This is a genomic window from Pantoea sp. EKM21T (assembly GCF_011800405.1).
Taxonomy (GTDB): domain Bacteria; phylum Pseudomonadota; class Gammaproteobacteria; order Enterobacterales; family Enterobacteriaceae; genus Pantoea; species Pantoea agglomerans.
This window is the reverse complement of the sequence record NZ_JAALFV010000008.1, coordinates 19,287-33,542: the sequence shown is the minus strand read 5'-3', so window position 1 is coordinate 33,542 and position 14,256 is coordinate 19,287. Positions and strand designations below refer to the sequence as shown.

The following is a 14,256-nucleotide window of genomic DNA, read 5'->3' as shown; positions in this document are numbered from 1 at the left end:
AGTCAGGCTTGGGGCCGTTTTAGTAAGAATCTGTGATTGCTGCAGGAGGGAAAATAGGACAGTTTGATGACAGTGAAATGTACGAAATATGACAGTTATATGACAGAGGGCCAGAGCAAAGTGGGCCCGCGACGGGGCCCACCCGGTTATTCCACAGTAACCGATTTTGCCAGGTTACGTGGCTGATCGACGTCGGTCCCTTTGATCAGGGCGACGTGATAGGAGAGTAACTGTAGCGGCACCGTGTAGAAGATGGGCGCAATGACCTCTTCGACATGCGGCAACGGGATGATCTTCATGCCGTCACTGTCGCTGAAGCCCGCATCCTGATCGGCAAAGACATAGAGCAGGCCGCCGCGTGCGCGTACCTCTTCGATGTTGGATTTGAGCTTCTCCAGCAGTTCGTTGTTAGGTGCCACCACGATTACCGGCATATCCGCATCAATCAGCGCCAGCGGGCCATGTTTCAGCTCGCCTGCGGCGTAGGCTTCCGCATGAATGTAGGAGATCTCCTTGAGCTTCAGCGCCCCTTCCATGGCAATCGGATATTGATCGCCACGACCCAGGAACAGTGCGTGATGCTTGTCAGAGAAGCCTTCTGCCAGATTTTCAATCAGCTTATCCTGCGCCAGCATCTGCTCAATCCGGTTAGGCAATGCCTGCAGTGCATGAACGATCTCATGCTCAGTCTCGGCTGACATCCCTTTCAGACGACCCAGTTTCGCCACCAGCATCAGCAGCACCGCTAACTGGGTGGTGAACGCTTTGGTAGAGGCGACGCCGATTTCGGTGCCCGCTTTGGTCATCAGTGCCAGGTCAGATTCCCGCACCAGTGACGAACCGGCTACGTTGCAGACCGCCAGCGATCCCAGGTAGCCCAGCTCTTTAGAGAGACGCAGCGCCGCCAGAGTATCTGCCGTTTCACCCGACTGCGACAGGGTGATCAGCAGGCTGTTTTTGCGAACGGCTGATTTGCGGTAGCGGAATTCCGAGGCAATCTCGACATCACAGGGCAGGTTTGCCAGCGACTCAAACCAGTAGCGTGACACCATGCCGGAGTTGTACGAGGTGCCACAGGCGATAATCTGGATATGCTCAACCTGGCTCAGCAGCGCTTCTGCGCCCGCGCCCAGTTCGCTGAGATCAACCTGACCCTGGCTGAACCGACCGCTCAGGGTGCTTTTCAGCGCCATGGGCTGTTCGTAGATCTCTTTCTGCATGTAGTGACGGTAAATGCCTTTGTCACCGGCATCATATTGCAGGTTCGACTCGATCTCGGCACGGGTCACGGTGTTGCCTTCACGGTCGATCACCGTGACATCGCGACGGCTGATTTCGGCGATATCACCCTCTTCCAGATAGATGAACCGACGGGTCACCGGCAGCAGGGCCAGCTGATCCGAGGCGATAAAGTTTTCGCCCATGCCACGACCAATCACCAGCGGGCTGCCGGAACGGGCCGCCACCAGCAGTGACGGATCGCGGCTGTCCATGATCACCATGCCATAGGCACCGCGCAGTTGCGGAATCACACGCAGCACCACTTCACGCAGCGAACCGCCCTGCTTCTGCTCCCAGTGAACCAGATGCGCCACCACTTCGGTGTCCGTTTCAGAGGCAAACACATAACCGCGCGCGATCAGTTCAGCACGCAATGGCTCATGATTTTCAATGATGCCGTTGTGCACGATGATGATGTGCTCTGAGACGTGCGGATGCGCGTTCGCTTCCGACGGCTCGCCATGGGTTGCCCAGCGCGTGTGCGCGATGCCGGTGCCACCAATCAGCGGTTGCTGCTCAGCGGCTTCCGCCAGTTTCTGCACTTTTCCTAAACGCCGCAGGCGCGTGACGTGCCCCTGACGATCGACCACGGCCAGACCGGCCGAATCATATCCGCGATATTCAAGACGACGCAGACCTTCCAGCAGAATCTCTGCGATATCACGTTGCGCTACTGCACCAACAATTCCACACATAATGATGTTTTCCTGACTACATGGCTTTTCGCCACTTCTGTTGTCATGCGACCTGATATCCGGCTTTGCCGGTTCCCCGAGCCTTGTAGAGAGTGGGGATTATAGTTTTGGCACTGCACTGCATCGGCCCGCATTAAAGCGGGCCGTTAAAATTTATTTTTTCTTCACCGGACGCTGCCAGTCCGCTTTGTGATTCTGCTCTTTACGGTTATAGACCAGACCGGCCTGGGTCACATCTTTCATGATGGTCGTGCCCGCCGCAATGGTGGTCCCTGCCGCGATGCTGACCGGCGCCACCAGCTGGGTATCTGAGCCCACAAATACGTCATCGCCAATTACGGTTTTGAATTTGTTCGCACCGTCGTAGTTGCAGGTAATGGTGCCTGCACCGATATTTACGTTGTCGCCAATATCCGCATCACCGAGATAGGAGAGGTGCCCCGCTTTCGATCCTCTGCCCAGACGCGCTTTCTTCATTTCGACGAAGTTGCCCACGTGGGCGGCATCGGCCAGTTCGCTGCCAGGACGCAGACGGGCAAAAGGTCCGACGGTGCAGGCAGTGGCGAGATTCGCATCCTCGATCACCGAATAGGGGCTGATTTCACAGTCATCGCCAATCACGCTGTTTTTGATAATGCAGCCCGCGCCGATTCTGACGCGTGCGCCCAGCGTGACCTGGCCTTCAATAATGACGTTGGTGTCAATTTCAACATCCCGCCCGTGCGTCAGCGTCCCGCGCAGGTCAAAACGGGCCGGATCGCGCAGCATCACGCCAGCCAGCAGCAGTTTTTCCGCCTGTTCAGCCTGGTAAGTGCGCTCTAATGTCGCCAGCTGCAGCCGGTTGTTGACGCCATCGGTTTCACTGATGCGTGCCGGATGAACCGCGTTGATTACCCGACCTTCCTGATGAGCCAGCGCGATAATATCGGTGATGTAATACTCACCCTGCGCATTATTGTTGGTGAGCTGCGCCAGCCAGCGTTTTAAATCGCCGCCGTTGGCGATCAGAATGCCGGTGTTGATCTCTTTAATGGTTAGCTGTGCCGGGCTGGCATCTTTCTGTTCGATAATGCCGGTGATGGTGTCGTTCTCACGCACAATGCGGCCATAACCGGTTGGGTCGTCCAGTACCACGGTAAGTAAGCCAATGCCGCCCTGCGGTTTGGCTTCGCGCAGCCGCTGTAGTGTCGCCTGAGAGATCAGCGGCACATCACCGTAAAGCATCATGATATCTTCATCATCCGCGAATGCAGGCGCTGCCTGCTGCATCGCATGGCCAGTGCCGAGCTGCTCGGCCTGCAGTACCCAGTTGAGCGAGCTGTCAGTGAGGTTCGCCTTCAGGCGATCGCCGCCGTGACCATAAACCAGATGGACCTGCTGTGCGCCCAGCCCTTTAGCCGCGTCAATCACATGCTGAACCATGGGTTTGCCTGCCAGCGTATGCAGAACTTTAGGCAGATCGGAATACATACGGGTGCCCTTGCCAGCAGCAAGGATCACCACACTCATCGCACTGTTAGACATAACTATCCTGAGTGAATTTTTACGGGTGAAAGTAAAACGGTTTGGGATTGAGATTACTACATTTTTCTCAGGCCGAAATTAGGCGGACAGGCAGATCAGGCGCAGCAGACAAAAAAAATGCCAGCCCGAGGGCTGGCATTTCATGACGCATAAAGCTGGATTACATCGCTTTTTTGGTCAGTTCGATCACGCGCAGTTTAGCAATGGCTTTCGCCAGCTCGGCAGAGGCCTGAGCATAGTCCACGTCGCCATGGCTGCTGTTCATATGGTCTTCTGCTTTGCGTTTTGCTTCCAGAGCGCGCGCTTCGTCCAGATCGGTACCGCGGATAGCGGTATCGGCCAGAACGGTGCTGCTGCCCGGTTGCACTTCCAGCACGCCGCCAGAGAGGTAGATAAACTCCTCTTCGCCGTGCTGTTTCACGATACGGATCATTCCAGGCTTAATGGCAGTCAGCAGCGGCGCATGGCCAGGGAAAATCCCCAGTTCACCTTCGCTACCTGACACCTGAATTTTCTGTACCAGACCAGAGAACAACTGCTCCTCTGCGCTGACCACATCCAGGTGATAAGTCATAGCCATAATCTTCCTCCCGGGAAACCGTTATTACAGTTTCTTCGCTTTTTCCACGGCTTCTTCGATGGCGCCAACCATGTAGAAGGCCTGCTCTGGCAGGTGGTCAAACTCACCTTCCATGATGCCTTTAAAGCCACGGATAGTGTCTTTCAGCGTCACGTATTTGCCCGGTGAACCGGTGAATACTTCTGCAACGAAGAACGGCTGAGACAGGAAGCGCTGAATCTTACGCGCACGTGCCACCAGCAGTTTGTCTTCTTCAGACAGCTCATCCATACCGAGGATGGCGATGATGTCTTTCAGTTCCTGATAACGCTGCAGCAGTGACTGAACGCCACGTGCAACATCATAGTGCTCCTGACCGACAACCAGCGGATCCAGCTGACGGCTGGTAGAGTCCAGCGGGTCAACGGCCGGGTAGATACCCAGAGAGGCGATCTGACGGCTCAGCGTTACCGTTGAGTCTAAGTGCGCAAAGGTAGTTGCTGGTGATGGGTCAGTCAGGTCATCCGCAGGGACGTAAACGGCCTGTACGGAGGTGATTGAACCGGTCTTGGTGGAGGTAATACGCTCCTGCAACACACCCATCTCTTCTGCCAGCGTTGGCTGGTAACCTACCGCAGATGGCATACGACCCAGCAGTGCAGAAACTTCTGTACCGGCCAGGGTATAACGGTAGATGTTATCGATGAACAGCAGAACGTCGCGGCCTTCATCACGGAATTTTTCCGCCATGGTCAGACCGGTCAGTGCTACGCGCAGACGGTTACCCGGCGGCTCGTTCATCTGGCCATAGACCAGTGCAACTTTATCGATAACGTTAGAGTCAGTCATTTCGTGGTAGAAGTCGTTACCCTCACGAGTACGCTCACCCACACCGGCAAACACTGAGTAACCTGAGTGTTCAGCCGCGATGTTACGGATCAGTTCCATCATGTTGACGGTTTTACCTACACCCGCACCACCGAACAGACCGACTTTACCGCCTTTAGCAAACGGACACATCAGGTCGATAACCTTGATGCCGGTTTCCAGCAGTTCCTGCGAGTTAGACTGATCTTCATAAGAAGGGGCTGCGCGGTGAATAGAGGCGATCTCTACTGCGCTGCCATCTTCTTCTTTCAGCTCGCCTTTCATATCGATTGGCTCGCCGAGAACGTTCATGATACGGCCCAGGGTCGCTTTACCGACGGGTACCTGAATCGGTTTCTGCAGGTCGTTGACGCTCAGACCACGCTTCAGGCCGTCAGACGTACCCATTGCGATGGTACGTACTACGCCGCCGCCGAGCTGCTGCTGAACTTCCAGCACCAGACGCGCATCACCATTCATAACCTCGAGGGCGCTGTACACTTGCGGTACCGCGTCCTGAGGGAATTCGACGTCAACAACGGCGCCGATAATCTGGACAATCTTTCCAGTTGCCATCTTGAATCCTCTACCTAATTCCAAACCTGGTTAAACCGCGGAGGCTCCACCGACAATCTCGGTAAGTTCCTGGGTGATGCTGGCCTGACGAGCTTTGTTGTACACCAACTGCAGCTCTTTGATCAGATTTCCGCCGTTATCGGTTGCGGCTTTCATCGCTACCATACGTGCGGCCTGCTCACTGGCCAGATTTTCCACCACACCCTGATAAACCTGCGATTCGACATAACGACGCAGCAGGGTATCCAGCAGCGCTTTCGGATCGGGCTCATACAGGTAATCCCAGGTCTTCGCCTTCATCTCTTCTTCACCTTCCGCTGGCGGTAACGGCAGCAGTTGGGTGATGGTCGGAGTCTGAGACATGGTGTTATTGAATTTGTTATTGACGATCATCAGCTTGTCGATGCGGCCTTCATCATAAGCCTGCAACATCACTTTTACCGGGCCAATCAGGTCAGACAGGGTAGGTTTATCGCCCATGCCGCTGACTTGCGCCACAATGTTGCCACCCACAGCATTAAAGAATGACGCCCCTTTAGAACCGATAATCGACAGATCGCTCTGCACGCCTTTATCGGACCAGGACTTCATATCCGCCAGTAACTTTTTGAACAGGTTAATGTTCAAACCACCACAAAGCCCGCGGTCAGTTGAAACGACCAGGTAGCCGACGCGCTTCACGTCGCGCTCTTCCAGGTAAGGGTGCTTGTATTCCAGATTACCCAACGCAAGGTGACCAATCACTTTGCGCATGGTTTCTGCATACGGACGGCTGGCCGCCATGCGTTCCTGCGTTTTACGCATCTTGGAGGCGGCGACCATTTCCATCGCTTTGGTGATCTTCTGCGTGTTTTTCACGCTTCCAATCTTGCTTCGTATCTCTTTTGCGCCGGCCATTAGCTTCTCCTCAAAGCCTTGCGGCCTGCCTTTTCAGACAAGCCGCCAGACATTACCAGGACTGGGTTGCTTTAAACGTCTCGACCAGGCCTTTCAGCTTGGCTTCGATATCGTTATTAAAGTTACCCGACTGGTTGATTTCAGCCATCAGCTCAGCGTGGTCGCGATCGGCGAAGGCCAGCAGTGCAGCTTCGAAGCTGCCAATTTTTGCCAGTTCAACGTCGTTCAGATAGCCACGCTCTGCAGCGAACAGAACCAGACCCTGCTGTGCGACAGACATCGGCGCATACTGTTTCTGCTTCAGCAGCTCGGTCACTTTCTGACCGTGGCTCAGCTGTTTGCGGGTTGCATCATCCAGATCAGAGGCGAACTGCGAGAATGCCGCCAGTTCACGATACTGTGCCAGCGCGGTACGGATACCACCGGACAGTTTCTTGATGATCTTGGTCTGTGCAGCACCACCTACGCGGGATACCGAAATACCTGGGTTAACGGCCGGACGAATACCGGAGTTGAACAGGTTCGATTCCAGGAAGATCTGACCATCAGTAATCGAGATTACGTTGGTCGGAACGAACGCAGAAACGTCGCCCGCCTGGGTTTCGATGATCGGCAGCGCGGTCAGTGAACCGGTTTTACCTGTCACTGCGCCATTGGTGAAACGCTCTACATAATCAGCGCTTACGCGTGATGCACGTTCCAGCAGACGGGAGTGGAGATAGAACACGTCGCCAGGGAATGCTTCACGACCTGGTGGACGGCGCAGCAGCAGAGAAATCTGACGGTACGCGACAGCCTGCTTAGAAAGGTCATCGTATACGATCAGCGCATCTTCACCGCGGTCACGGAAGTATTCGCCCATCGCACAGCCTGCGTACGGAGAGAGATACTGCAGTGCAGCAGATTCAGAAGCAGACGCCACAACAACAATGGTGTTCTGCAGTGCGCCATGCTCTTCCAGCTTACGAACCACGTTAGAGATGGTTGAGGCTTTCTGACCAATCGCAACGTAGACACACTTGATGCCTGAGTCGCGCTGGTTGATGATCGCATCGATCGCCATTGCGGTTTTACCGGTCTGACGGTCACCGATGATCAGCTCACGCTGGCCACGGCCGATTGGAATCATCGCATCGACCGACTTATAACCGGTCTGAACCGGCTGGTCGACTGACTGACGGTCGATAACGCCAGGTGCAATGACTTCAACCGGTGAGAAACCGTCGTTGTCGATTGCGCCTTTACCGTCGATAGGAGCACCCAGGGTGTTCACTACGCGGCCCAGCAGGCCACGGCCTACCGGTACTTCAAGAATACGGCCAGTACACTTAACCTTCATGCCTTCGGCGAGGTCAGCGTAAGGGCCCATCACCACTGCACCAACCGAGTCACGCTCGAGGTTCAGGGCGATAGCGTAACGGTTGCCCGGCAGGGCAATCATCTCACCCTGCATGACATCGGCCAGGCCGTGTACGCGGATGATACCGTCACTTACAGAAACAATCGTACCTTCGTTGTGAGCTTCACTCACGACATTGAACTGAGCAATGCGCTGCTTGATCAGTTCGCTGATTTCGGTGGAATTCAGTTGCATATGCTCCAGTCCCCTTAAGACTGCAAGACGTCAGCCAGACGGTCAAGACGGCCGCGTACGCTGCCATCAATAACCAGATCACCCGAACGGATGATCACGCCTGCCATCACAGACTTATCAATTTTGCAATTCAGCTTAACTTTGCGTGACAGACGTTTTTCCATCGCGGCGCTGATTTTATTCAGCTGGTCGTCACTCAGCGTACTGGCGGAGATAACATCAACTTCAGCGGTGGCTTCATGAGCGTCACGCAGTTCGATGTATTGGGCCAGTACAGCCGGAAGCGCTGTCAAACGTCCGTTTTCCGCCATCACCTTAATCAGGTTCTGCGCGGGTTCATCCAGTTGATCACCACAGACTGCGTTAAACGACGCTGCCAGCGCTTCGGGTGCTAATGCACCTGAGAGAAGATCAGCCATCTGTTCATTGCGAGCCACTTCTGCGGCAAACGCCAGCATCTGTTGCCAGCGTTCAATACTTTGATGCTCAACAGCAAAGTCAAAAGCTGCTTTGGCGTAGGGGCGAGCTACAGTAATCAGATCAGACATCAGCCCCTCCCTCCTTACAGTTCAGCGACCAGTTTATCAACGATGTCGCTGTTAGCAGCTTCATCCACGGAGCGTTCGATGATCTTCTCGGCGCCAGCCATAGCCAGCAACGCGACCTGCTTACGCAGTTCTTCACGCGCACGTTTGCGTTCAGCGTCAATTTCAGCCTGCGCTTGTGTCACGATGCGATTACGTTCGTTTTCAGCTTCGGTTTTGGCTTCGTCCAGAATCTGCGCGCGACGCTTGTTCGCTTGCTCGATAATGACCTGAGCGTCTTCTTTGGCTTTTTTCAGCTGGTCGGTCGCATTAGCCTGCGCGAGATCCAAATCTTTCTTTGCACGTTCAGCAGAAGCAAGGCCTTCAGCAATTTCTTTCTGGCGCTTTTCGATAGCAGCCATGAGCGGCGGCCATACGTACTTCATGCAGAACGCGACAAACAGGATGAACGCGATAGCCTGGCCGAGGATTGTTGCATTAATGTTCACAGCACAATGCCTCTAGATTGAGTATTTAACTTTTCTGCCGTTATCAACGATAAGCGGCAGAATCCGTTCACCCTTGCACATTGTGCGCTGAGTGAACACAGGGCTTTAGGCGACAGCAAACATCACGTACAGACCCAGACCAACAGCGATCATCGGGATTGCATCCACCAGACCCATTACAACAAAGAACTGCGTACGCAGCAGAGGAATCAGGTCAGGCTGACGAGCAGCGCCTTCCAGGAATTTTCCTCCGAGGATGCCGATACCGATCGCAGCACCGATTGCCGCCAGGCCCATCATCACAGCGGCAGCCATGTACAGCAGATCCATATTCAGGTTTTCCATGACAGTCTCCAGTTTGTTTCAGTTAAATGCTCCCTTCATCTTCCGGGCTTCAGCGGTGTGCGCTGCAACCCGAAATCAAGAGGGAAAGTAGTGTTGAGAAAAAAATCAATGTTCTTCAGATGCCATCGACAGATAGACAATCGTGAGGACCATGAAAATGAAAGCCTGTAGCGAAATGATCAGGATGTGGAAAATGGCCCACGGCACATTCAGCACCCACTGCGACCACCACGGCAACAGACCGGCAATAAGGATAAAGATCAGTTCACCCGCATACATGTTACCGAACAGTCGTAAACCCAGTGATACAGGCTTAGACAGCAGGCTCACACCTTCCAGAATCAGGTTGATCGGGATGAAGATCGGGTGGTTAAAAGGCTGCAGCGTCAGCTCTTTAGTGAAGCCGCCAATGCCTTTCATTTTGATGCTGTAGAACAGAATCAAAATAAATACGCCCAACGCCATAGATAGCGTGATGTTCACGTCTGCAGATGGTACGACGCGCAGCGCCGGTAACCCCAATACGTGCTCGCCAATATATGGCAGCAAGTCGATTGGCAGCAGATCCATGAAGTTCATCAGGAAGACCCAGACAAAGATTGTCAGAGCCAGCGGGGCGATAAGTTTGCTCTTACCGTGATACATGTCGCGCACGTTACTATCGACGAAACCGACAACCAGTTCGATAGCCGCCTGCATTTTCCCTGGCACACCGCTGGTGGCAGATTTTGCCACGCTACGGAACAACACCAGGAAGATGATTCCCAGCACCATAGAGAAAAACATGGAATCGATATTTAATACCCAGAACGTCGCGGGAGCGTCGTGCGGATTCACTATCTCGAAGGTACGCAGGTCCAACTGAAGATGAGTCAGGTGGTGACCAATGTACTCTTGCGGAGTAGAGATTTCTCCTGCAGCCATGATGCCTCTTACCCTTTGTTGTTAATTACCGCCGGTGCCAGCATTTGTACCACCAGCACCGATAACCAGGTTATTCCGACCGGCCAGAAAACCGCTCCGAATAGACCCAACGCCACAATGAGCAAAATGATGGTCGCAAACACTTTGGCTATTTCACCCAAAGCGAAGCTCCACGCGACTCGCCCCGAAGCTGGGGTTTGCCCCTGCAGGCGCCAGGCTAAAAACAAAAACAATACGTTTGGCAGCCAGGCTGCCGCACCGCCAGCAAGAGCAGAGAGACCCCAGATGACATCTTTAAGAGCAAAGAGTGCACCGATGATGACTATCGTCACCAGCTGAATCATCAGCACCGTTCGGGCGTATTTTACACTGTAAAGAGACACTGACATGACGCTGATACTCTCCTGCCCCGTTAGGGGTATGTCGCGTGTCGTATAAGACTGCCTTTGCGCAGTTGAGTCAAGCAGCAAAAGCCGTGCAAATTATACGGGCCGCACCTGCGATTTCAATCGGTAAGTAGCGAAAAGGTGAACAATTATTTAAATTTCTTTCCGGAGGGCTATTTTTCCAAAGATTACCCTGCAGAGATTCACCCTAATCTGACTGAAAATTCCCTCGCAACTTGCTTTTAAAGCGTGCTTTAGATCACATAATAAGCACTTTCACTACACTGAGTTTTATCTTCGCGCTATTTAAGAACAATCTGTATTACAAATTAACTCAATAAAATCAAAGCATTGAAATTATAAAAATGCATCTGCAAGACTATTTTCACAGAAAACACGCTATTGACATCGAACTGTGCTTAAGAATCGTGTAATTGATATTACGCACGCAAAGTTATTACCGCGATATATTTTCTGCCGTGACTACTTTTATTCAGCGACCCGCCTATACAAGTGATATTTCTGATAACTGAATGTGAATTAAACGTTAAATGTAACAGAGCTTTTCGGATAATTTCCGTCAGCGTTTTAACCTTCGGTCAGCCAGGGCTTAATCAAAATCTTTTATTGATAGCGCATCATCTGCACTTTTTTCATCCCGGAACTGACGAAAATCACTGGCAGATAAACGCTAAATCTCTGCCAGTCGAAAGCCTATTGGTGACGAAGAATGACCAGGTGGCGATCACCTTCCAGCTGCGGTACCTGCAACTTAATCACAGCATCAGAGACGTAGCCTGCCGGTAACTCCGCAATTTCATCGTCCGGACGCACGCCTTTCAGCGCGAAGAAGCGCCCTTCTCTTCCCGGCAGATGATGACACCAGTTCACCATGTCGGTCAGCGAGGCAAATGCACGACTGATCACGCCATCAAAGGGCGGCTCAGCCGGGAACGCCTCAACCCGGCTCTGCACCGGAGTAATGTTAGTGAGTCCTAACTCATGCTGAACCTGACGCAGGAAACGCACCCGCTTGCCCAGGCTGTCGAGCAACGTAAAGTGCGCATCAGGCATCACGATAGCCAGCGGAATGCCAGGCAGTCCTGGTCCGGTTCCCACATCAATGAAACGGGAGCCTTGCAGATGCGGCGCCACCACGATGCTGTCGAGGATATGGCGTACCAGCATCTGCTGCGGATCGCGCACTGATGTCAGATTGTAGGCTTTGTTCCACTTATCCAGCAGGCCGACATAGGCAACCAGCTGCTGTTTTTGTTGATCGGAGAGGGAAATACCGGCTGCCTGTAGCAGCGACGTGAGTGTGTTGATCACAGCATAAGTCCATTCAGCGGGGGCGAGTCTCCTCGCCCCGTTTTCAGATCAGGCGCTTTTACGCAGCAGACCCTGTTTTTTCAGATAGATAAGCAGAATTGAGATGGCCGCCGGCGTAATACCGGAGATACGCGTCGCCTGACCAATCGAACTCGGTTTGTGATCGTTCAGCTTGGCGATAACCTCATTTGAGAGGCCGTTCACCTGGCGATAGTCGAGCTCCACCGGTAACAGCGTGTTCTCGTTGCGCAGCTGGCGATCGATCTCTTCCTGCTGACGCGCGATATAACCTTCATATTTGACCTGAATCTCAACCTGCTCAGCGGCCTGCTCATCAGCCAGTGCCGGACCAAAGGCATCCAGCGTCATCAGCTTCAGATAGGTCAGCTCAGGACGGCGCAGCAGATCTTCGCCGCTCGCTTCTTTGGTCAGCGGCGCGCTGAGTACCGTATTCACTTCCGTCACGTGCTCTGACTTCGGATGGACCCAGATATCGCGCAGGCGCTGACGCTCCTGTTCAATCGCTTCCAGCTTCTGATTGAAACGCGCCCAGCGCGCATCATCCACCAGACCCAGTTCACGACCGGTTTCGGTCAGACGCAGATCGGCATTGTCTTCGCGCAGCATCAGACGATATTCAGCACGGGAGGTAAACATCCGGTACGGCTCTTTGGTACCGAGCGTGCAGAGGTCATCAACCAGTACGCCCAGATAAGCCTGGTCACGACGTGGTGCCCAGCCCTCTTTGTCCGCAGACTGACGGGCGGCGTTCAGCCCCGCCAGCATCCCCTGTGCAGCGGCTTCTTCGTAGCCGGTTGTGCCGTTGATCTGGCCGGCAAAGAACAGGCCGTGAATAAATTTGCTCTCCAGCGTCAGTTTGAGATCGCGTGGATCGAAGAAGTCATACTCGATGGCATAGCCCGGACGCACGATCTTCGCATTCTCCATGCCCTGCATGGAACGAACGATCTGAATCTGCACGTCAAATGGCAGACTGGTTGAGATGCCATTCGGGTAGATCTCATTGCTGGTCAGCCCTTCCGGCTCCAGGAAGATCTGATGCGAGTTACGATCGGCAAAGCGCATCACTTTGTCTTCGATCGACGGGCAGTAGCGTGGACCGATCCCCTCGATGATCCCGGCGTACATCGGGCTGCGATCCAGATTATTGCGGATCACCTCATGGGTTTTCTCATTGGTGTGAGTGATCCAGCACGGTACCTGCTGCGGATGCTGAGACGCATTGCCCATAAACGAGAACACCGGCATCGGGTTATCGCCGTGCTGCGGGCTGAGCACTGAAAAATCGATGGTGCGCGCATCGATACGCGGTGGCGTACCAGTCTTGAGGCGGTCTACCCGCAGCGGCAGCGCACGCAGTCGTTTTGCCAGCGGAATGGACGGGGGATCACCTGCACGACCGCCACTGTAATTATCCAGACCGATATGAATTTTGCCGTCAAGGAACGTGCCGACGGTGAGGACGACGGTTTTCGCGCGGAACTTCAGTCCCATCTGGGTGACTGCACCCACCACACGATCGTTTTCCACGATAAGATCGTCGACCGCCTGCTGGAAGATCATCAGATTGGGCTGGTTCTCCAGTGCCGTACGCACTGCCTGGCGATAGAGCACGCGATCCGCCTGAGCACGAGTTGCCCGCACTGCCGGACCTTTGCTGGCGTTTAGTATCCTAAACTGGATACCCGCCTGGTCAATCGCACTGGCCATCAGACCACCCAGGGCATCCACTTCCTTCACCAAATGTCCTTTGCCAATCCCACCAATCGCCGGGTTACAGGACATTTGTCCAAGCGTATCAATGTTATGGGTGAGTAACAGGGTTTGCTGACCCATTCGGGCTGCCGCCATTGCGGCTTCGGTGCCCGCATGACCACCACCAATTACGATGACGTCAAAAGGATCCTGATAAAACATGAAGTGGTACCTCGATTGATGAACTTGCAGGATCGTCGTCCTGGGGCGTGGATTCTACTCAAATTCCGTCTGGGGTGAAAGCCGCGGGATCGTCCGGTTTTAAAAGAAAGGATCTTAGATCTGTATATGATCTTTCTGTTAGATCTCTTATTAGGATCCCGCTTTTCTGTGGATATGTGCCAGAAGCACAGCAGAAACAACAGGATGAAGAGGATCACTACCTGTTAGTGATCGGTGATCCTGATCCGTATAAGCTGGGATCAAAATGGCATGTTATCCACAGCACAAAATTCATTCTACGGTTG

At 53.6% G+C, this 14,256-nt stretch carries 13 protein-coding genes; all 13 read right to left on the bottom strand.

The genetic code is table 11. The features are described 5' to 3' along the window. Positions 1 to 146 precede the first annotated feature (146 nt). The 13 genes from glmS to mnmG all read right to left on the bottom strand — a co-directional run bounded on the left by glmS (position 147) and on the right by mnmG (position 13,951). A complete protein-coding gene (gene glmS, locus HFD87_RS16885; RefSeq protein WP_010672188.1) occupies positions 147 to 1,976 on the bottom strand; it encodes a glutamine--fructose-6-phosphate transaminase (isomerizing) in 1,830 nt (609 codons plus the stop codon). A 153-nt stretch (positions 1,977 to 2,129) separates the two neighbouring features. Beyond that, a complete protein-coding gene (glmU, locus tag HFD87_RS16880) occupies positions 2,130 to 3,500 on the bottom strand; it encodes a bifunctional UDP-N-acetylglucosamine diphosphorylase/glucosamine-1-phosphate N-acetyltransferase GlmU (RefSeq protein ID WP_167423705.1) in 1,371 nt (456 codons plus the stop codon). 160 nt (positions 3,501 to 3,660) lie between these two features. Continuing rightward, positions 3,661 to 4,080 carry a F0F1 ATP synthase subunit epsilon gene (locus tag HFD87_RS16875; protein ID WP_010258871.1) on the bottom strand — a complete coding sequence of 140 codons (420 nt, stop codon included), beginning with the start codon at positions 4,078 to 4,080 and terminating at the stop codon, positions 3,661 to 3,663. A 24-nt stretch (positions 4,081 to 4,104) separates the two neighbouring features. Further along, complete coding sequence (gene atpD, locus HFD87_RS16870; protein WP_010258870.1) at positions 4,105 to 5,502, bottom strand: F0F1 ATP synthase subunit beta; 1,398 nt, start codon at positions 5,500 to 5,502, stop codon at positions 4,105 to 4,107. Between the two features lie 30 nt (positions 5,503 to 5,532). Continuing rightward, positions 5,533 to 6,399, bottom strand: a complete 867-nt coding sequence (atpG, locus tag HFD87_RS16865; protein ID WP_010258869.1) for a F0F1 ATP synthase subunit gamma — start codon at positions 6,397 to 6,399, stop codon at positions 5,533 to 5,535. Positions 6,400 to 6,451: 52 nt separating this feature from the next. After that, complete coding sequence (gene atpA, locus HFD87_RS16860) at positions 6,452 to 7,993, bottom strand: F0F1 ATP synthase subunit alpha (RefSeq protein ID WP_010258868.1); 1,542 nt, start codon at positions 7,991 to 7,993, stop codon at positions 6,452 to 6,454. Positions 7,994 to 8,007: 14 nt separating this feature from the next. Then, positions 8,008 to 8,541, bottom strand: coding sequence for a F0F1 ATP synthase subunit delta (gene atpH / locus HFD87_RS16855; RefSeq protein WP_003849530.1), 534 nt, complete (start codon positions 8,539 to 8,541; stop codon positions 8,008 to 8,010). A gap of 14 nt (positions 8,542 to 8,555) precedes the next feature. Further along, entirely contained in the window at positions 8,556 to 9,026 is a 471-nt protein-coding gene (gene atpF, locus HFD87_RS16850; RefSeq protein WP_003849528.1) for a F0F1 ATP synthase subunit B, read from the bottom strand. 105 nt (positions 9,027 to 9,131) lie between these two features. Next, positions 9,132 to 9,371 carry a F0F1 ATP synthase subunit C gene (gene atpE / locus HFD87_RS16845; RefSeq protein ID WP_003849523.1) on the bottom strand — a complete coding sequence of 80 codons (240 nt, stop codon included), beginning with the start codon at positions 9,369 to 9,371 and terminating at the stop codon, positions 9,132 to 9,134. A gap of 105 nt (positions 9,372 to 9,476) precedes the next feature. After that, positions 9,477 to 10,295 carry a F0F1 ATP synthase subunit A gene (gene atpB, locus HFD87_RS16840; protein WP_010258863.1) on the bottom strand — a complete coding sequence of 273 codons (819 nt, stop codon included), beginning with the start codon at positions 10,293 to 10,295 and terminating at the stop codon, positions 9,477 to 9,479. A gap of 8 nt (positions 10,296 to 10,303) precedes the next feature. Further along, a complete protein-coding gene (atpI, locus tag HFD87_RS16835; RefSeq protein WP_010258861.1) occupies positions 10,304 to 10,684 on the bottom strand; it encodes a F0F1 ATP synthase subunit I in 381 nt (126 codons plus the stop codon). Positions 10,685 to 11,395: 711 nt separating this feature from the next. Further along, complete coding sequence (gene rsmG / locus HFD87_RS16830; protein WP_010258859.1) at positions 11,396 to 12,013, bottom strand: 16S rRNA (guanine(527)-N(7))-methyltransferase RsmG; 618 nt, start codon at positions 12,011 to 12,013, stop codon at positions 11,396 to 11,398. 48 nt (positions 12,014 to 12,061) lie between these two features. Further along, entirely contained in the window at positions 12,062 to 13,951 is a 1,890-nt protein-coding gene (mnmG, locus tag HFD87_RS16825; protein ID WP_010258857.1) for a tRNA uridine-5-carboxymethylaminomethyl(34) synthesis enzyme MnmG, read from the bottom strand. Between the last annotated feature and the right edge of the window lie 305 nt (positions 13,952 to 14,256).

Coding starts and splice junctions, on each gene's coding strand:
- atpB (WP_010258863.1), bottom strand. CDS start 10,295: ATGGCTGCAGGAGAAATCTCTACTCCGCAAGAGTACATTGGTCACCAC.
- glmU (WP_167423705.1), bottom strand. CDS start 3,500: ATGTCTAACAGTGCGATGAGTGTGGTGATCCTTGCTGCTGGCAAGGGC.
- HFD87_RS16875 (WP_010258871.1), bottom strand. CDS start 4,080: ATGGCTATGACTTATCACCTGGATGTGGTCAGCGCAGAGGAGCAGTTG.
- mnmG (WP_010258857.1), bottom strand. CDS start 13,951: ATGTTTTATCAGGATCCTTTTGACGTCATCGTAATTGGTGGTGGTCAT.
- atpH (WP_003849530.1), bottom strand. CDS start 8,541: ATGTCTGATCTGATTACTGTAGCTCGCCCCTACGCCAAAGCAGCTTTT.
- atpI (WP_010258861.1), bottom strand. CDS start 10,684: ATGTCAGTGTCTCTTTACAGTGTAAAATACGCCCGAACGGTGCTGATG.
- glmS (WP_010672188.1), bottom strand. CDS start 1,976: ATGTGTGGAATTGTTGGTGCAGTAGCGCAACGTGATATCGCAGAGATT.
- atpD (WP_010258870.1), bottom strand. CDS start 5,502: ATGGCAACTGGAAAGATTGTCCAGATTATCGGCGCCGTTGTTGACGTC.
- atpE (WP_003849523.1), bottom strand. CDS start 9,371: ATGGAAAACCTGAATATGGATCTGCTGTACATGGCTGCCGCTGTGATG.
- atpG (WP_010258869.1), bottom strand. CDS start 6,399: ATGGCCGGCGCAAAAGAGATACGAAGCAAGATTGGAAGCGTGAAAAAC.
- atpA (WP_010258868.1), bottom strand. CDS start 7,993: ATGCAACTGAATTCCACCGAAATCAGCGAACTGATCAAGCAGCGCATT.